This is a genomic window from Chryseobacterium caseinilyticum (genome assembly GCF_014837145.1).
Taxonomy (GTDB): domain Bacteria; phylum Bacteroidota; class Bacteroidia; order Flavobacteriales; family Weeksellaceae; genus Chryseobacterium; species Chryseobacterium caseinilyticum.
In genome coordinates, this window is the sequence record NZ_JACYFS010000003.1 from 215,903 (window position 1) to 231,498 (window position 15,596).

The 15,596-nt window shown below is 35.8% G+C and carries 19 protein-coding genes; 5 read left to right on the forward strand and 14 right to left on the reverse strand.

Going from position 1 to position 15,596, the window contains the following annotated elements:
• Window positions 1-32: 32 nt before the first annotated feature.
• The 6 genes from IC610_RS11605 to IC610_RS11630 form a co-directional block, all read right to left on the reverse strand.
• Complete coding sequence (locus tag IC610_RS11605; RefSeq protein ID WP_191737005.1) at window positions 33-857, reverse strand: glycine zipper family protein; 825 nt, start codon at window positions 855-857, stop codon at window positions 33-35.
• Between the two features lie 17 nt (window positions 858-874).
• Window positions 875-1,057 (reverse strand): hypothetical protein, encoded by a 183-nt coding sequence (locus IC610_RS11610; protein WP_191737006.1) that lies wholly within the window; start codon window positions 1,055-1,057, stop codon window positions 875-877.
• A 34-nt stretch (window positions 1,058-1,091) separates the two neighbouring features.
• Entirely contained in the window at window positions 1,092-2,117 is a 1,026-nt protein-coding gene (locus tag IC610_RS11615) for a hypothetical protein (protein WP_191737007.1), read from the reverse strand.
• 106 nt (window positions 2,118-2,223) lie between these two features.
• A complete protein-coding gene (locus IC610_RS11620) occupies window positions 2,224-2,718 on the reverse strand; it encodes a hypothetical protein (RefSeq protein ID WP_056083037.1) in 495 nt (164 codons plus the stop codon).
• 7 nt (window positions 2,719-2,725) lie between these two features.
• Window positions 2,726-3,433, reverse strand: coding sequence for a hypothetical protein (locus IC610_RS11625; RefSeq protein ID WP_228462913.1), 708 nt, complete (start codon window positions 3,431-3,433; stop codon window positions 2,726-2,728).
• A gap of 17 nt (window positions 3,434-3,450) precedes the next feature.
• A complete protein-coding gene (locus IC610_RS11630; RefSeq protein WP_056083040.1) occupies window positions 3,451-4,002 on the reverse strand; it encodes an RNA polymerase sigma factor in 552 nt (183 codons plus the stop codon).
• Window positions 4,003-4,381: 379 nt separating this feature from the next.
• On the opposite strand from IC610_RS11630, the gene IC610_RS11635 reads away from it, so the two are divergent.
• The 5 genes from IC610_RS11635 to porW all read left to right on the forward strand — a co-directional run bounded on the left by IC610_RS11635 (window position 4,382) and on the right by porW (window position 9,821).
• Entirely contained in the window at window positions 4,382-5,134 is a 753-nt protein-coding gene (locus IC610_RS11635) for a Rossmann-like and DUF2520 domain-containing protein (protein ID WP_191737008.1), read from the forward strand.
• Between the two features lie 29 nt (window positions 5,135-5,163).
• Window positions 5,164-5,919 carry an SIMPL domain-containing protein gene (locus tag IC610_RS11640; protein ID WP_191737009.1) on the forward strand — a complete coding sequence of 252 codons (756 nt, stop codon included), beginning with the start codon at window positions 5,164-5,166 and terminating at the stop codon, window positions 5,917-5,919.
• Window positions 5,920-6,012: 93 nt separating this feature from the next.
• Complete coding sequence (locus IC610_RS11645; protein ID WP_191737010.1) at window positions 6,013-6,531, forward strand: KdsC family phosphatase; 519 nt, start codon at window positions 6,013-6,015, stop codon at window positions 6,529-6,531.
• A 39-nt stretch (window positions 6,532-6,570) separates the two neighbouring features.
• Entirely contained in the window at window positions 6,571-7,125 is a 555-nt protein-coding gene (locus IC610_RS11650) for a Maf family protein (protein ID WP_191737011.1), read from the forward strand.
• 83 nt (window positions 7,126-7,208) lie between these two features.
• Entirely contained in the window at window positions 7,209-9,821 is a 2,613-nt protein-coding gene (gene porW, locus IC610_RS11655; protein ID WP_191737012.1) for a type IX secretion system periplasmic lipoprotein PorW/SprE, read from the forward strand.
• Between the two features lie 15 nt (window positions 9,822-9,836).
• Here porW and tsaB read toward each other — a convergent pair whose 3' ends face one another.
• The 8 genes from tsaB to IC610_RS11695 all read right to left on the reverse strand — a co-directional run bounded on the left by tsaB (window position 9,837) and on the right by IC610_RS11695 (window position 15,520).
• Window positions 9,837-10,517 carry a tRNA (adenosine(37)-N6)-threonylcarbamoyltransferase complex dimerization subunit type 1 TsaB gene (gene tsaB / locus IC610_RS11660; RefSeq protein ID WP_191737013.1) on the reverse strand — a complete coding sequence of 227 codons (681 nt, stop codon included), beginning with the start codon at window positions 10,515-10,517 and terminating at the stop codon, window positions 9,837-9,839.
• A 107-nt stretch (window positions 10,518-10,624) separates the two neighbouring features.
• Entirely contained in the window at window positions 10,625-11,629 is a 1,005-nt protein-coding gene (locus IC610_RS11665) for a virulence RhuM family protein (protein WP_191737014.1), read from the reverse strand.
• Window positions 11,630-11,655: 26 nt separating this feature from the next.
• Entirely contained in the window at window positions 11,656-12,108 is a 453-nt protein-coding gene (locus IC610_RS11670; protein ID WP_191737015.1) for a hypothetical protein, read from the reverse strand.
• 12 nt (window positions 12,109-12,120) lie between these two features.
• Window positions 12,121-12,873, reverse strand: coding sequence for an SDR family NAD(P)-dependent oxidoreductase (locus IC610_RS11675; RefSeq protein WP_191737016.1), 753 nt, complete (start codon window positions 12,871-12,873; stop codon window positions 12,121-12,123).
• Window positions 12,874-12,965: 92 nt separating this feature from the next.
• Window positions 12,966-13,337, reverse strand: a complete 372-nt coding sequence (locus IC610_RS11680) for a YraN family protein (RefSeq protein ID WP_191737017.1) — start codon at window positions 13,335-13,337, stop codon at window positions 12,966-12,968.
• A gap of 54 nt (window positions 13,338-13,391) precedes the next feature.
• On the reverse strand, window positions 13,392-13,745 hold the full coding sequence (locus IC610_RS11685) for a DoxX family protein (protein ID WP_191737018.1): 354 nt from the start codon (window positions 13,743-13,745) through the stop codon (window positions 13,392-13,394).
• A gap of 1 nt (window position 13,746) precedes the next feature.
• The gene (locus IC610_RS11690) at window positions 13,747-14,673 is read right to left on the reverse strand and encodes a S66 peptidase family protein (RefSeq protein ID WP_191737019.1); all 927 of its coding nucleotides are present in this window, start codon (window positions 14,671-14,673) and stop codon (window positions 13,747-13,749) included.
• A gap of 160 nt (window positions 14,674-14,833) precedes the next feature.
• Window positions 14,834-15,520, reverse strand: coding sequence for a LysE family translocator (locus IC610_RS11695; RefSeq protein ID WP_191737020.1), 687 nt, complete (start codon window positions 15,518-15,520; stop codon window positions 14,834-14,836).
• Window positions 15,521-15,596 lie beyond the last annotated feature (76 nt).

A 15,596-nucleotide genomic window follows, 5' to 3' on the forward strand; every position in this document is an offset into this window, starting at 1 on the left:
TGAAATGTGCCTCAAAAATGAGACACATTTTTTTATTCTGTAAACCTATAAGCTCCTGTGATGGGATCTATGTAGACATTTGTAACCGTTGTAGTTCTGATTCCTGATCCTTTAGCAGCTCCCTTGTTTGATCCGGAATCAATTGCAGCGCCGACCAAAGCACCAACCATTCCGCCTGTCATGGCACCAATCATCATTCCGGAATTCCCTTTATCTTCATAAATTTGGGCTCTTGAAGATTCGATGTATTGTCCATTTTCATTTTTTTTAATTTCTTTAAAGCCACCAATCGTGAATCTGTAAGCAACGCCATTATTTACATAGCAAAACACTTCAGACATTGGAATTTTTAAATCCTGCTCATTCGTAATTCTTTTAACTTCTCCCTCTTTGTTTTTAACAAGATTGTGTTGACCGCTCGGTGTCTGATCAAAAAAACTTTTAAAATGTAAGTAAACTCCATCTTTCAAAGGCTCATTCAAAGACTTATTATTTTTAGACAGATAGGCGTTGTAATTTTCCAGTTCGTTTTCAGGAATATAGCCTGCAGTAACTACGCCGCTGTAAGAATATTTTATAAATTGTGTTACAGCATCGGAAACAACAGTTGCTAAGTTGTTGGCTGATTTAGCATTTGAGTTTATATCAACAATCACATTATCAAACCTGTCAATGAAATAATATTTATCATTTCTTTTCAAAAAACTAGATATTTTAATTCTTGCTTTTGCATAATCTGTTACATCGTTCGGAGCTTTTTCGTTATAAAATTTTAGATCTTCAAGCAATAGAACAATATCGTTATTACCTTTCGTTTTATTATCTTCATTGAACCATTTTTCAAAAGCAGAACTCATGTTTTCATCAGCAAGTTTTATATCAAAGTTTCCTTTCTGTTGGTAATACTTCCTGTATTTTTATCTTTTCTTCTATCAATAAGAGTAAGTGATTTTGTGCGTGAGTTTTTGTCTTTAATATTCTGATCAAATTTAAGAACGGCCGTTTCCTGTGCCGAAATCATTGTGGCAAAAAGTAGGAATAAGAATATTTTTTTCATCTTTTAAATGTGATTAAATTTAAATTAAACTGATTTATTTTTTCATAAAATCTTCCGGTAAAATGTAGTTCCCAGTCAAAGGATCGAGCGAAACTTCAGTTCCTGCCATGGAACTCCTCTTTTTTGCTGCCTTGGCATCAATTGCAACTATTGCCACATTAGCCACTACGCTTCCGATCAAACCGCCGATGCCGCCGCCGACCATGACAAACGAAGAATTTGATTCTGGAAAAAGCTCCTCTTTTTTAGCTTCAATAAAAAGTCCCTGATCGTCTCTGAAAATCTCAACATAACCCACAGGAATTACTTTAAATGGAATACCATTATGAACAAATGCATAAAAGTTTCTGATAGGCTCTTTTTTGTCTCCGTTAACCGCTTTCGTCACAACTCCTTTTTTGTCGGTTTCGATGTTAAAACCTGCCTCAGGATTGTGGGTGAAAAAGCTGTAATAATCTTTATAAACACCTTCTTTAAGTTCGTCTGCTTTTAAAATTTCGAGCTTATCTTTCAGAACGGTTGCGTAATCTGAAAGTTCAGCATCAGAGACAGGAAATTCCCACTGTCTGGCTTCATATGATTTTTTGAGGAGATCGGTGAAGGTAAGTGTCAGTTTTTTTGAAAGACTTTGTGCTAAATAAGGCGTTGTACGCGACGATACGGTAGTAACAGTGTCCTTTTTATACAGAAAATGATATCCATCTTCTTTCTTAATAAAAGTACTTGCACGGATTTCAAGTTTACCAATAGAGTATTTTTCTTTTGTCTCTTCACTTAACGCAATATTTTCGAGAAGCAGAACTAATTCCTCCTTACCTCTCACAGGATTGTACTTGTAAAACCAGTTTTTAAAATCTGTATCGGCGTTATTTTCGAAAACCAGATTGACCTGATCTTTATGATACATCACAGAGCCAATCTCCGGATTTGATCTTTTATCAATTACAGTGAGGCTCTTATAATTTGTTTTATTGTTTTTAATTGATTTTGAAAGATCAATGGTTTCGGTTTTCTGTGAAAATGCCAGGAAAGGCAGTAATAAAAAGATAAATTTTGTCATTTCCAGATTTTTCTCAAAAGTATGAATTTAAATCAAACGACCCTCACAAAATCAATTGCGAGGGTCGTTCAAACATTAAAAAAATAAACTATTATGTAGACTGCTTTTACGGTCTTGAGCCTTTTTTGTCTCCGTGAGGTTTTCTTTCGTTCATTTTATCTCTCATCATTGACTCAGAATTAAAAAGCTTCAAAACCTTTTGGCAAGGGATTACTTTCTGCATTTTTTCTGCATATTCTTTTCTGTTATCCAGCATCTGTTGTCCTACATCAAAACTTTGATTCAGTTTTGTTTTGGCTTCTTCCTCAGAAAGCGTTTCAGGATTAAAATCAGAATCAAACTGTGATTTAATCTGTTTCTGCTTATCCATATATTCATTGTACAGTTTTGTGAATTCCTCCTTATCGTCGGCATCAATATTCAACTGCTCCAGTACCATATTATTCCGGAATTTAATGAGCAAGGCTTTTCTTTCTTCCGGTGACATTTTATTGATAATTTCTTTGCGCTGCTTAGGATCCATCTTCTTCCAGTCGTAGTCTTTCTGGGCAAAAACTCCCAAACTGCAGAATGCAAATAATATTAAAAAAAGTTTCTTCATCGTCTGTTTAGTTATAAAGATCCAAATACACATCCTGATTACCGTTCACTGCAAGATCTGCAATTTCAGAACTGGTAAAAGAATCCAGATATTCGTTCATCTGTTTTTCCGTTTGTTTCGCTGATGCTGATACTGTTTTCACTTTTTGGACAGTGTTCACATTCTGTGCAGCATGGCTTACAACCGGTTTTATATTCTGATCTTCAGCTGTTTGATTATCCGATTCTACAGAAGTTAAATCTGCCTGTAAAGTTTCATATGCAATCTGGCTTTCTTTTTTCGGAGTAACTTCTGCAAGATTATTTGCCGGTGCTACATCTGAAATTCCGTTATATACTAATGATCCTCCAAATACAAGTGCTAAACATGCAGCAGCTGTATATGCCCAGTTGAGTCTGATAATCGGTGCTTTTTTCTCAACTTTGATTTCCGCAAGTACCTTATTCTGAACACTTTCAAACAAATGTTCCGGAAGTTTATAAATGTTTTTTCTCTCAAGGTTTTCTACATTGAAACCTCTGATTTCTGACATCACATTATTTTGGACTGTTTCAAACAAATCATCCGAAACTTTGTAAATGTTCTTTCGCTCTAATTTCTCAACATCGAAATCATTCACTCCGGTCAACACTTTATCCTGAATATTCTGGAACAAATTATCCGGAACTCTGTAAATGTTTTTCCGTTCTAATTTTTCTATATCGAAGTCTTTCATGTTTTGGTTTTGAAAAATTATTTTTCGTAATTTTCTTTTATATACTCTTCTATTTTCTGTTTGGCGTAATGATAATTCGTTTTCAAAGTACCAACAGACATATCCACAATTTTTGAGATTTCCTCGTAAGGAAGATCATCATAATACCTCATCATAAAGACGAGTTTCTGCTTCTCCGGCAGGCTCTGTATCGCATTCTGCAGCAAAATCTGTATATCTTCCGCATCGGTTCCTGCATTGTCTGCAACAAGATTCTGCATGTGATAATCAGGATCTTCATCTGTCTTCTGCATTTTTTTCAGTTTATTAAGCTGTTGCAGCGATTCATTGGTTGCAATTCTGTACAACCAGGTGTAAAGCTGACTGTCATTTTTGAACTGATGAAAATTCTGATAAGCTTTAATAAATGTTTCCTGCAAAGTATCCTGAGCCAGATCTCCATCAACGATAATTCTCCTGATGTGCCAGTACAGCCGGCTCTGGTAAGCATCCATCAAAGCACGAACTCCTTTTTCACGAGTTTGCGGGTCTTGCATCAACGAAATTATTTCCGCGTCTTTATTCTTCATAAGATGCTTTCATTGTTTTGGATTACAAAAATAGCTGAAAGTTAAATTACTTCTTCAATTTTGAGCCCATTAAATTATTATTAGTTTAAAAAAGAGATTAAATTTAACCCTAAATTTATTGAAAATAAAATTATCCACCCGTAACTGCAGATTTTAAAACCATAAATCGAATATTCAACTAAGTCAAAGTCACAAAAGAAAAGCTTGAAAAATCTTTAGAAACATTCTTGTTCAAATTGACATTGCCTTAATGTTTTACTTTGGTAAATCTTAAAAATCTAAAGAATATTTTCCTTAAAAACTTAACTTACTTAATGGTTTAAAATTTTAATCCCGTTCATCAAACTTTATTCAAAACCAAAATCTTTATCTTTGTTTTATGCAAATTGTAATCATCGGTTCCGGAAATGTCGCTTATCATCTGGCGAAAGCTTTCGTTTTAAATAAAATTCCTGTCGCTCAGATTTTTGGAAGAAACGAAACTGAACTTCAAAAGATTTCTTCAGAATTAAATATTCCTTTCTCAAATGAAAAACCGGAAGATGCGGATTTGTATCTGATTTGTGTAAGCGACAGTTCGGTAGAAAATGTTTCTGAATTGATTACAAAAACAGACTGTTTAGTTGCACACACTTCAGGATCTTTGCCTAAAGAAATTATGGTGGGAGCGTACAGAAAATCAAGCTTTTATCCGTTACAGACCTTTTCAAAATCAAAAGATTTAGAGTATTCAAAAATTCCTTTTTTTATTGAAACTGAAAATGAAGAAGACCAGAAAACTTTGACGGAACTTGCTTTAAAAATTTCAGAAAATGTGATGGAAAGTACGTATGAAAAAAGAAAATACATTCATTTGACAGCGGTTTTTGCCTGCAATTTTGTGAATCATCTTTTTTCGAGAGCAAAAGAAATTTCAGATGCTCAGGAAATTCCTTTTGATTATTTTTTGCCGTTGATCGATGAAACTGTTCAGAAAATTCATGAAATTGACCCTAAATCAGCTCAAACCGGACCAGCGGTAAGGAACGACAAACGGGTTCTGGAACTTCATGAAAATCTTTTAAAGGATGAAAGTCTCGACATTTATAAAACCTTAAATCTTTCTATCAAAAAAATGTATCAATTGCCATAAAGTTTTAACTTTGATGAAAACCAAATAATATGAATACCAACATCATCCGTTCTCTCATCATCGGATTTGCAATTGTAATTACAGCACTTATTTTAGGCTCAAGTTTTAAAAACAGAAATTTAAAACAGGACACCATTTCCGTTACCGGGCTTGGTTCTAAAGATTTTCTTTCAGACGAAATGAGTTGGGGAGGAAGTTTTGATGCAAGTGCGATGGATGCAAAAGAGGCTTACAGCATAATTTCGCAGGATAAGGAAAAAGTAAAGGCTTTCTTCTACAGCAAAGGTTTTAAAGCCGGAGAATTTGCTTTCGGCGGAGTTAATTTCTCAAAATCTTTCCGCACAGTTACCACCAAAGATGCAGACGGCGCAGAAAGGTCAGAAGAAATTTTCGACGGTTACAGAGCTTCACAGAATGTATTTTTCAGAGCAAAGAAAAATCCGGATCTGATGAAAAAAATTGAAACGGTAATGGATAAAACAGCCGAACTCATCAACAGTGGAGTACAGTTTGAGCCATCCGCTGCTCAGTATACTTATTCTGATCTTTCATCTCTGAAACACAGTCTGATACAGGCAGGGGCAAAAGATGCCAGAGAAAGGGCTGAAAAAATTGTTGAAAGTGCCGATGGTGATTTAGGCAAATTAAAAGATGCTTCGATGGGTGTTTTTCAGATTACAGCGAAAGGTTCGACAGATGAAGACAGCTATGGCGGAAATTTCGACACTTCAAGCAAAGAAAAATCAGCAAGAATTACGGTAAGACTGACGTATAATCTTGATTAAATTAATTTAAAATACAATAAAAACGATAAGTGAATGCAATTGACCTGAATCTTCTATCATTCATCAATTATCATTTATCAATCATAAGGAAAAATGAGTTACAAAGAAAAATTAAAAGATATAAAAGCTTTTGTATTTGACGTTGACGGCGTTTTCACAGACGGAAGTGTTTATTTGATGCCCGGCGGAAATATGAGCAGAGTAATGAATGTTCTGGATGGATATGCTGTAGTAAAGGCCTTAAAAAATGACTATTTAATCGGTGTGATCACTGGTGGAAATGACGAAATGGTGAGACACCGCATCAACTATCTCGGAATTGAAGATTATTATGCAAAATCACACAACAAAATGGTTGACTATGAAAACTTTAAGTCTAAATATAATTTAAAAAACGAAGAAATTCTTACGATGGGAGACGATCTTCCGGATATTCACATGATGGAAAATTCTGCAATTGCGACGTGTCCCGAAAATGCAGTTCCCGAAGTAAAAAATATTTCAGACTACATTTCTTCAGTAAAAGGTGGGAGCGGAGCTGTACGCGATGTGATTGAGCAGGTAATGAAGGTGCAGGGAAAATGGCATGACGACAATACACAATCTGTATAATTAAATCTAAAAAAAAATCAATAACAGTTTATAAATTCAATGAAAATACTTTTAGCATCACAGTCTCCCAGAAGAAAAGAACTTTTATCCAGCTTAGGTTTCGGTTTTGAAGTCGTTAAAATTGACTGCGAAGAGATTGTTCCCGAAGACATAAAAGTAGGAGAGTCTGCCGCGTATTTGTCTGAATTAAAAGCCAACGCGTTCAGAGATTTGGTTGATGATGAAGTCTTAATTACTGCAGATACTGTTGTTGCGATAGAAAATCAGTTTTTGGGAAAACCTCTGGATGAAGATGAAGCCAGAAAAATGCTGAAACTTTTATCCGGCAGAACCCACCAGGTTTACACAGCTGTTACGATTAAAACCTTAGATAAAACCATCACGGAAACCGATGTTGCCGATGTGGAATTTGAGGAAATCTCCGATGAGGAAATTGATTTTTACATAAAAAACTACCAACCATTCGACAAAGCAGGCAGCTACGGAATACAGGAATGGCTCGGAATGGCAAAAATTAAAAACATAAAAGGAAGTTATTATACGATAATGGGACTTCCGACGCATCTTGTTTATCAGATTTTGAAAAATATTTAAAAAATTCCAAATAAAAAATTGTTATTTTTACAAAATCATCATTCTGTCATAATAAAAAGCAGATTAGAGAGTTATATTAGATAATGAAAAAGAATATCTTATTCCTTTTGGCGGCGATTCTCATTGTTTCCTGTTCTACAAAAGTAAAAAAACCGGAAGCGAGATCGAAGTTTATTAAAGGATTTTCAACATATTACAACACGCTTTTCAATGCAAAAGACGCTTTGAATACCGAGTTTGAAAACAGAGATAAAGCCCATAAAGACAATTTTTATGCGCCTTATATTCCTATTTTGACATACGAAGAGCAACCTTTGGGAAGTGATTTGGGACAGTCTTCTGCATTTGCAGAAAATTCTATGAAAATGGCGGAGGTAAACCGACCGCAAAATGGAGGAAGACCTCAGGGGCCTCCGGGTATGCCGGGTCCTTTGGGAGGCAACAGTCCAATGATGGGGGGTCAGGGATCACAGATCAAACCGGAAAATAAAGGAGCAACAATTCTTGAAATTGCTGAAGCAAAGGCTTTAAAGGCTATTAATAAATATTCTGTCATCAGAAAAAATGAAGAGGTTAACAAAACGATTTTTGATGCTTATATTATTTTGGTTCAGTCAAGAATTTATCAGGGTAAAAATTTGCAGGCTTTAGACGCACTCAATTATGTTTATACCCACATGAAGGAGGACAAAAGACTTCCTTTGGCCAAGGTTTACGAAGGATTAGCTTATGCTAAAATGAATAATTTCCACAAATCTGAACAAATCTGGGGGCAGGTAAAAAATGAAGGTTTAAAGAAAGATTATGATAAACTTTTAAGCATTTACCGTTCAGAAGCTTTACTGGATAACGGTAAAAAAGCGGAGGCTCTGGAAGAACTGAACCGTGCCTATGCGTTAAACGGCAACAGACAGCTGAAAAGCAGAATTGCTTTCCTGAAAGGTCAGGTACAGCAGGAATTAGGTAAAAATGATGAAGCAAGAGAAAGCTTTATGGCAGCCTACAAGTATGCTAACGATTTTGAATTTGAAGTGAAATCCCAAATTCAGATTGCCAAAACTTTTAACGGAAAAGGAAACTACGATGGCGCTAGAGAATACCTTGAAAAAATAAGCAAGAAAGGTACTTACGGCTCAAGAAAAAATGAATTTTACTACGCTTTAGGTCTTATGGCCAACAATGCCGGAAAGAAAGACGAGGCTCAGGAATTTTTCAGAAAATCTTTAAAAGAAGAAGTTTCAGACGGGCAGGTGAGAGGTCTTGCCTACTACGAAATCGGGAAAAATTATTTAGATAAAAACGATTATATCGGTGCCGGAGCTTACTACGATTCTGCGTTAGCAACGATGACTTATGAGCCATCAAAAATTTTATTGAAAGATCAGAGCGTTTACATAAAAAAAATCTCTGTAAACTACTATCTTATCAAGAAAAATGACAGTATTCTTTCTCTGGCGAAACTCAGTCCTGAGCAAAAAACAGATTTCTTCAGCAAACATATTGCAAAACTTAAAGCAAAGGAAGAAAAAGAAGAAATTGAAAGAAGAAGGGCAGAACGGAATAAAGGCTTTGACACCGGAGATTACAGCGCAAATTCGATGTTTGCCAACTCGGGAAACACGTTTGAAGATTTTGGTGTGAGCCAGAAAGGTTTCTACTTCAGCAACACCGGAACTGTAAGTAAAGGTACATCAACCTTTAAGCAGGTTTGGGGCGACAGGGCACTTTCAGACAACTGGCGTTTTTCCAAAAAAATGGCAACGATTGAAGATATGAAAAATGAGGCGCTGGGCGTGACTTCAGTACCTAATCCGAGACGTTTTGAACCCGCATATTATATCGAACAAATTCCTACCGATGCAGGTAAACTGGGTCAGCTGAAAAAAGACAGAGATACGGCTTCATTAGGGCTTGGTGTAATGTACCAAAACTATTTTACCAACACACCTTTAGCTACAAAAACACTTTACGATCTTGTAGACGTGAAACCTGAAGAAAAGGTAATGCTGCAGGCTCTCTATGAGATTTTTGCAATGAATTACGAGAAAAATCCGCAGGTAGCTGAACGTGCAAAACAGATTCTTTTAAAAGATTATCCGTACACATCATACGCTGAATTTGCACGAAATCCGAAAAACAATACCTTTGTTAAGTCATCTGCAGATACAGAAAATGAGTACAAAACGGCATTTGCATTATATGAATCTGAAAAATTTGCCGAAAGTCAGAGCATGATTGATCAGGCGATACAGAAAAATCCTAAAGACGCTTTAGTACCAAAACTTTCTCTTTTGAATGCCTTTAATGCAGGAAAATCGAGTGGGAAAGAGGTGATGATACTTCAGCTGGAACAGATTGTTCTCAATTATGGCAAAACTCCGGAAGGGGAGAAGGCAAAGCAGATGCTTAATTATCTTAAAAGCGATCTTGCCTTTCAGACCACAGACAGTCAGGGAAATAAGATGATTCCAGGCCAGAATCAGATGCCGGGAAATATTCAGAATCAATCTCAGCAACCTTCAAGCCAGCAGGCTCCGCTGATGGGTGCTCCGGGAATTCCGATGGGAAATATGCCGAATTCGATACCGCCAACGCAGAATACGATTCAGACCAAACCATCGGATAAACAGCCGCAGGGAAATAATCCGAATTTTAATATGACGAATCCAAATGCAGCTCCTGCAAAACCAAAATAAACAGAAAAGCGAAGACTAATCTTCGCTTTTTTTCTTTTTGACACCGTGGAAATCTTTCAGATAAAAGGGCTCAAAATAGGCAATGTCTTCAAATTCCTTCGCTTCCATTTTTTCTAAAGTTTTCTTCACTAAAAATTTTGCCGAAGGGTAGATATCTTCATTAAATTCAGCTTTGGGAAGTTGCAGAATATCTTTAGCTTTCTTTGCTCCGTCTCCTACAAACAGTACTTTTTTGTCTTTAAATTCCTGATAAGAACTTTCATCTAGAACTTTCGCCTCAGTAGCACTGATCTCTTCTCCTGAAATCCCACTATAAACGGCTGTATAAACTTCCATCCTTCTTGCATCGACCAAAGGGATAACCAGGTCGTAGTTTTGCCCTAAAAACGGCTCTTTCATGCTTTCCAAAGAATTGACTGCAATTAAAGGAATATTCAGACCGTAGCAAAAACCTTTTGCAGATGCAGCACCAATTCTCAATCCTGTATAAGAACCGGGACCTTTTCCCAGGCAGACGGCATCTATTTCTTTTAAAGTAATTTCTGCGCCTTCCAGAGCCCATTCTACAAAAGTGTGTAATGATTCGGAATGTTTATAGTTTTCGGAAACTTCTTCTGCAACACAAAGCAGCGTTTCACTGTCTGAAATAGCCACTGAGCAGTTTTTTGAGGAGGTTTCGAGATATAAAATTTTCATTGAATTAAATTTTAAATAATGACCAATTTAATTAGCCTTTTTCTCCTGCAAAAGTACCAAAAGAAATGATTGAATGAAAACCTCAAAACGTTTACAAAATATGAGGACTACAGGTTTCTTCCCAATTTTTTGATTTCTTTATCAAAATCAGAAACTATTCTTTGTGTTTTATTGAATGTTTCGTATTCAGTGACTGCTTTTTTATCGGCAACTATTTTTGCGATTTTGCCGTTTCCTTCCAGAACTCTGTATTCATTAAAGTTTAAAAACTTATTCACACTTTCAGCCAGAGCCTCCATGGTAAAAGTATTTTCTCTTTCAATCAAACCTTCAATGTAATCGAAATAGCCTGTCACGGTTCTTTCCAGCTGTTGAATTTCCTTTTCTGTCAGATAGTTTTTAGCCACCACAACATCAGATTTTAATATTCTTCCTTCAGGTGAATGCTTCCACGTAGTTAAACCCATATTTTCTTTTTTGCTGTCAGCGTTTTTATAAATAATTTCAGCGGCTGTGTTTCCCGTAATGGCAAAATGAAATTTATTCTGAACCGTAGCATAAAAGTTTTTTGTAACTGCAGCATTTTTATCATAATCGATGCTGCATTCCGCAAAAATATCTGTGACCTGCTGATAAATGCGTCTCTCGCTTGCACGGATGGATCGGATTCTCTGAAGTAATTCCCTGAAGTAATCTTTCCCGAATACCGTTTGTCCCTGCTTTAACCGCTCATCATCCATCACAAAACCTTTGATGATAAACTCTTTCAAAGTTTTTGTAGCCCAAATCCTGAATTGCGTGGCTTTTGCAGAATTGACGCGGTAGCCTACGGAAATTATGGCGTCGAGATTGTAATATTCTACATTTCTTTTTACTTTTCTGTTACCTTCTTGCTGAACTGTTTCCAAAATGGAAACAGTTGATTCGGGACTTAGCTCTCCTTCATCAAAAATATTCGAAAGATGTTTACTGATTGCCGGAACATTGACATCAAACAAAGCTGCCATCGACTTCTGTGTAAGCCATGCCGTTTCGTTCTGAAGAAAAACATCTACCCGAACTTCATTGTTGGGCGTCTGATAAATTAAAAATTTTTGAAAATCTCCGTTCATTATTTGTTCGTTTTACAACAAATTTATCACTTTATTTCCACACTTTGGCGACTCCACAATCTCCATTCAGATTTCTTTTTAATCCAGATTTCAAGCACTCCAAGATTCATTTCAAAATCCTGATTTTTATATAAACCATGTACTCTGATCGTTCGTCTCAAGCTGAAAGTATTTTTAAACTTTTTGAGTTCAGAAACTTCTGTCTGACGGATTTCTTTGTAAACAACTTTCTTTGAAGTAAAATCTTTTTTAAAATCCTTCAGATTCTGAATCCATCCGTTGGAATGACCGAAAGAAACATTTTCGGAGAATAAACTTACAATGGATTGATCATTGTTCTTCATCAGCGAATCAAGCTTTTTAGCCTGAATCAAAACTGCTTTTTCTTGTTTTGAATAGCCTTGAGAATATCCAATTGCAAATACAATTACAAAAGATAAATGAAGAATTTTCACTCTCAAATTCTCAAATTGACCCATTTTCAAATTTAATTATCCTTTTCTGTAAATCGTTCTCGGTTCACTCTGAGCGCTCGGGTAAATCGTCATATCTGAAACTGTAATGTGTTGAGGCGCATTTACACAATAAGCAATCGCGTCAGCAATATCTGTGGCTTTCAATGCTTCATAACCCGCATAAACCGTTGCAGCTCTTTCCTGATCACCTTTAAACCTGACCAAAGAAAAATCTGTCTCTACAGCTCCCGGCTGGATATTGGTCACTCTGATTCCGAATTCTGTGAGTTCGATTCTCATCCCTTCGGATATCACATCGACTGCTTTTTTAGTCGCACAGTAGACAACACCGTTCGCATATGTCTGTCTTGCAGCTACCGAACTGATATTGATGATGTGTCCCGAATTTCTTTGCTTCATCATCGGGATCAGCGTTTTTGACACGTATAAAAGACCTTTCACATTTCCGTCAATCATATTATCCCAGTCGTCTGTACTTCCTGCTGACAAAGGCTCCAAACCATGCGCATTTCCGGCATTGTTGATGAGCACATCAATATTTTTCCATTCTTCAGGAAGTGACGCAATAGCGGCTTCAACTTCTTCCAAATTTCTGACATCAAACTTTAAACTAAATATTTCGGTTAAAGCTGATAATTCTGTTTTTACAGATTCTAAAGCGTCAGATCTTCTTCCACAGATAATAACTCTGTTCCCCTGCTTTGCAAAAAGCTCTGCTGTCGCTTTTCCTATTCCGGACGTGGCTCCGGTGATGAGTATTGTTTTCATTAAAATTTTCAATTTTTAAATATAAGAATGTATCAGTTTAACAGTTTACCAATTATTGCCAGACCGTTACATTAGTAGATTTTTACATTAGTTCAGTTTGCATCAAATGCCTGGAAAGCATCCGGAATATGTTCTATTTCTAAATTTCCTTTTTGGTTGGGGAGGACCGAAATTATATCAAATCTTACTTCCTGATTTTTATTAAATTCTTCCATAAAATGATTCGCTGCCAAAACAATTGATTTGATTTTTCCTTTCGTCACAGCTTCCTGAGGCAGAATAAAAAAATCTGTTGAACGGGCTTTCACTTCTACTACAACAATCAGATTATCTTTTTCGGCGATGATATCCACTTCATTTTTCTTAAAACGGAAATTGCGCACGAGAATCTTATATTCATTTTTAAGTAAATATTCTGCTGCAAGATTTTCTGCTTCTTTTCCTAATTCGTTGTGATCTGCCATTATCGGGTTGGAGAGTTGTAGGGTTGGAGTGTATGAGAGTTTTGTTTCTTCATTTTATTTTCTAAACTGATACGCCCACCAAATCAAAACAATCTGTAAAGGAAGTCTCAAAACTGTAAGCCAGAAGTATTTGTGATGAATCAGATAGAATTTTCTCGCCATTTCTATATTGGCAGGAAAAACCGCAATAAATAAAGCGATGGAAAGATAGGCTCCCCACTTTTGAGTTTCCGGAAAAAGAAGGAGAATCCCACACAAAATTTCTACTACACCACTGATGTAAACCATTTGCAAGTGCATCGGAATATAATCGGGCATGATTTTCATGAAGAAGTGAGGTTTAATGAAATGAAAAACTCCAGCCAGAATCAGGAAAAAAGCGAGTATAAATTTTGAGTAAAACAGCATTTTATTTAAAAGTTAATGTAACATTTTTTCCGGCCTTCAAAGATACTTCTGAGCCTAAAATCAATGGAATATTATTATGAATATGCCCATTTGGAAAAGCAAAAACAGTAGGAAAGCTATATTCTGAAATTCTGTCTGAAATTAATTTGTAGGCAAATTCATCAAAACTGTCTTCATAATGTTCATTTTCTTTTTCGTCGCCCATATTGGTCATACCACCAATAATCAGACCTTTAATTTTGGTGAAGACACCTGCCATTTCCAGACTCATCATCATTCTGTCGAGCGCGTAAAAATTTTCGCCAATGTCTTCGATAAACAGAATTTTATCTTTAAAATCAAAGGAATATTTGGTTCCCAAAAGAGCATAAACTAATGCCAAATTTCCTCCAACCAATTCGCCTTCCACATTTCCTTCTTTATTAAAATGATTGGATTTCAGCGTGTATTTTAGAGGTTTTCCTTTCAGAATATTAAAGGTTAAATCATAACTCTCTTCAGTTACACCAAAACTTGAAGTTTTAATGGTTTGTCCGTGAATAGAAGCGAAACCTTTTTTCAGCAAATAACTTTGGATAACAGTATTATCAGAATACCCAATATACCATTTTGGATTTTTAGTAAAACCTTTTAGATTTAAATTTTCAATTAAATGCTGACAGCCATAACCGCCCCTGGAAGCCCAGATTGCAGAGATTTCAGGATCGTTTAAAGCCCAGTTGATATCATGAGTTCTTTGCTCCTCAGTTCCGGCATAATTGTATCCGTTTGAAAATTTGGTATATAGATTTTTCCCTAAAACAGGTTCAAATCCTTTAGATTTTATCATTTCAATTCCTTTTTCCAGCTGAGATGGTTCAACGGCTCCTGCGGGAGAAATGATGGCTATTCTGTCGCCTTTTTTCAGTGATTTTGGAAATATTTTCATTGATCAATTTGTTGTTTTCATTAATAGTTTTAAATGTGCTGATTTGATTCAAAGTCCGCAATGATTCTTTTATCATAATTCTGAATACTTTTCGTTCACAAAGACTTTCTACTCAGCAAAGGCCAAAATAAACCTGCATTTAAGATGAAACTTTAACAGTTTATCTGTTCTTTTTGTATTTTAATTCTTTTTTCTCCGCTTCTTCCAACCGCTTATCAAACTGATTAAACATCTTGAAACTCTGAAGGAATATGAAAAAACTGAAAATAATCAGTACGACTCCCACTCCTTTTCTGATTCTGTTGGCCAGTTTTTGTGTGAGCCTGTCGTGAAACTGTTTAGAAAGAAAAATTTTAGCCAAATCAATTAAAAGATAGGTTGAAATAACAATTGCAAGGTATAAAATCAGCGTTTCTGTATCGGGATACTGATTTCTGACACCAATCACCGTAACTAACCAGAAAAGAATAACCCCAACATTCAAAAGATTCAATAAAAACCCGTTAATAAATGTTTTAAAATAATTCTGGCTGATTAATTTTTCTTCTCCAGGCATGTGCATTTTGGTTTTTGTGACCATCATAATGATCCCGTAGCTGAGAATAAGAATAGATGTAATTCTGTAAAAACCGGGGTGCTTGTCGATCAGATCAACAATATCAGCACTTGCGTAATAGGCTGCAATAATACACAGTAAATCTGCTGTGATTACACCAAAATCCAATGCCAAAGCATGTTTAGGCCCTCTTGTAAAACTGGTTTCAATTAAAAGGAAAAAAATAGGACCAATGAAAACAAGGCTCAGCATGAAGCCCAGACCAATGGCCGAAAATACAAGTTCAAACATTCAAAATTGTTTCTATCCCAAATTTAGAAATTATATTTTTATTAGGGTTTAAAAAGAACATTGTTTTAATTCATAA

Bases quoted from the DNA above. Each gene is read 5' to 3' on its own strand.
- IC610_RS11605 (WP_191737005.1), bottom strand. From the start codon at position 857: ATGAGTTCTGCTTTTGAAAAATGGTTCAATGAAGATAATAAAACGAAA.
- IC610_RS11610 (WP_191737006.1), bottom strand. From the start codon at position 1,057: ATGAAAAAAATATTCTTATTCCTACTTTTTGCCACAATGATTTCGGCA.
- IC610_RS11615 (WP_191737007.1), bottom strand. From the start codon at position 2,117: ATGACAAAATTTATCTTTTTATTACTGCCTTTCCTGGCATTTTCACAG.
- IC610_RS11620 (WP_056083037.1), bottom strand. From the start codon at position 2,718: ATGAAGAAACTTTTTTTAATATTATTTGCATTCTGCAGTTTGGGAGTT.
- IC610_RS11625 (WP_228462913.1), bottom strand. From the start codon at position 3,433: ATGAAAGACTTCGATATAGAAAAATTAGAACGGAAAAACATTTACAGA.
- IC610_RS11630 (WP_056083040.1), bottom strand. From the start codon at position 4,002: ATGAAGAATAAAGACGCGGAAATAATTTCGTTGATGCAAGACCCGCAA.
- IC610_RS11635 (WP_191737008.1), top strand. From the start codon at position 4,382: ATGCAAATTGTAATCATCGGTTCCGGAAATGTCGCTTATCATCTGGCG.
- IC610_RS11640 (WP_191737009.1), top strand. From the start codon at position 5,164: ATGAATACCAACATCATCCGTTCTCTCATCATCGGATTTGCAATTGTA.
- IC610_RS11645 (WP_191737010.1), top strand. From the start codon at position 6,013: ATGAGTTACAAAGAAAAATTAAAAGATATAAAAGCTTTTGTATTTGAC.
- IC610_RS11650 (WP_191737011.1), top strand. From the start codon at position 6,571: ATGAAAATACTTTTAGCATCACAGTCTCCCAGAAGAAAAGAACTTTTA.
- porW (WP_191737012.1), top strand. From the start codon at position 7,209: ATGAAAAAGAATATCTTATTCCTTTTGGCGGCGATTCTCATTGTTTCC.
- tsaB (WP_191737013.1), bottom strand. From the start codon at position 10,517: ATGAAAATTTTATATCTCGAAACCTCCTCAAAAAACTGCTCAGTGGCT.
- IC610_RS11665 (WP_191737014.1), bottom strand. From the start codon at position 11,629: ATGAACGGAGATTTTCAAAAATTTTTAATTTATCAGACGCCCAACAAT.
- IC610_RS11670 (WP_191737015.1), bottom strand. From the start codon at position 12,108: ATGGGTCAATTTGAGAATTTGAGAGTGAAAATTCTTCATTTATCTTTT.
- IC610_RS11675 (WP_191737016.1), bottom strand. From the start codon at position 12,873: ATGAAAACAATACTCATCACCGGAGCCACGTCCGGAATAGGAAAAGCG.
- IC610_RS11680 (WP_191737017.1), bottom strand. From the start codon at position 13,337: ATGGCAGATCACAACGAATTAGGAAAAGAAGCAGAAAATCTTGCAGCA.
- IC610_RS11685 (WP_191737018.1), bottom strand. From the start codon at position 13,745: ATGCTGTTTTACTCAAAATTTATACTCGCTTTTTTCCTGATTCTGGCT.
- IC610_RS11690 (WP_191737019.1), bottom strand. From the start codon at position 14,673: ATGAAAATATTTCCAAAATCACTGAAAAAAGGCGACAGAATAGCCATC.
- IC610_RS11695 (WP_191737020.1), bottom strand. From the start codon at position 15,520: ATGTTTGAACTTGTATTTTCGGCCATTGGTCTGGGCTTCATGCTGAGC.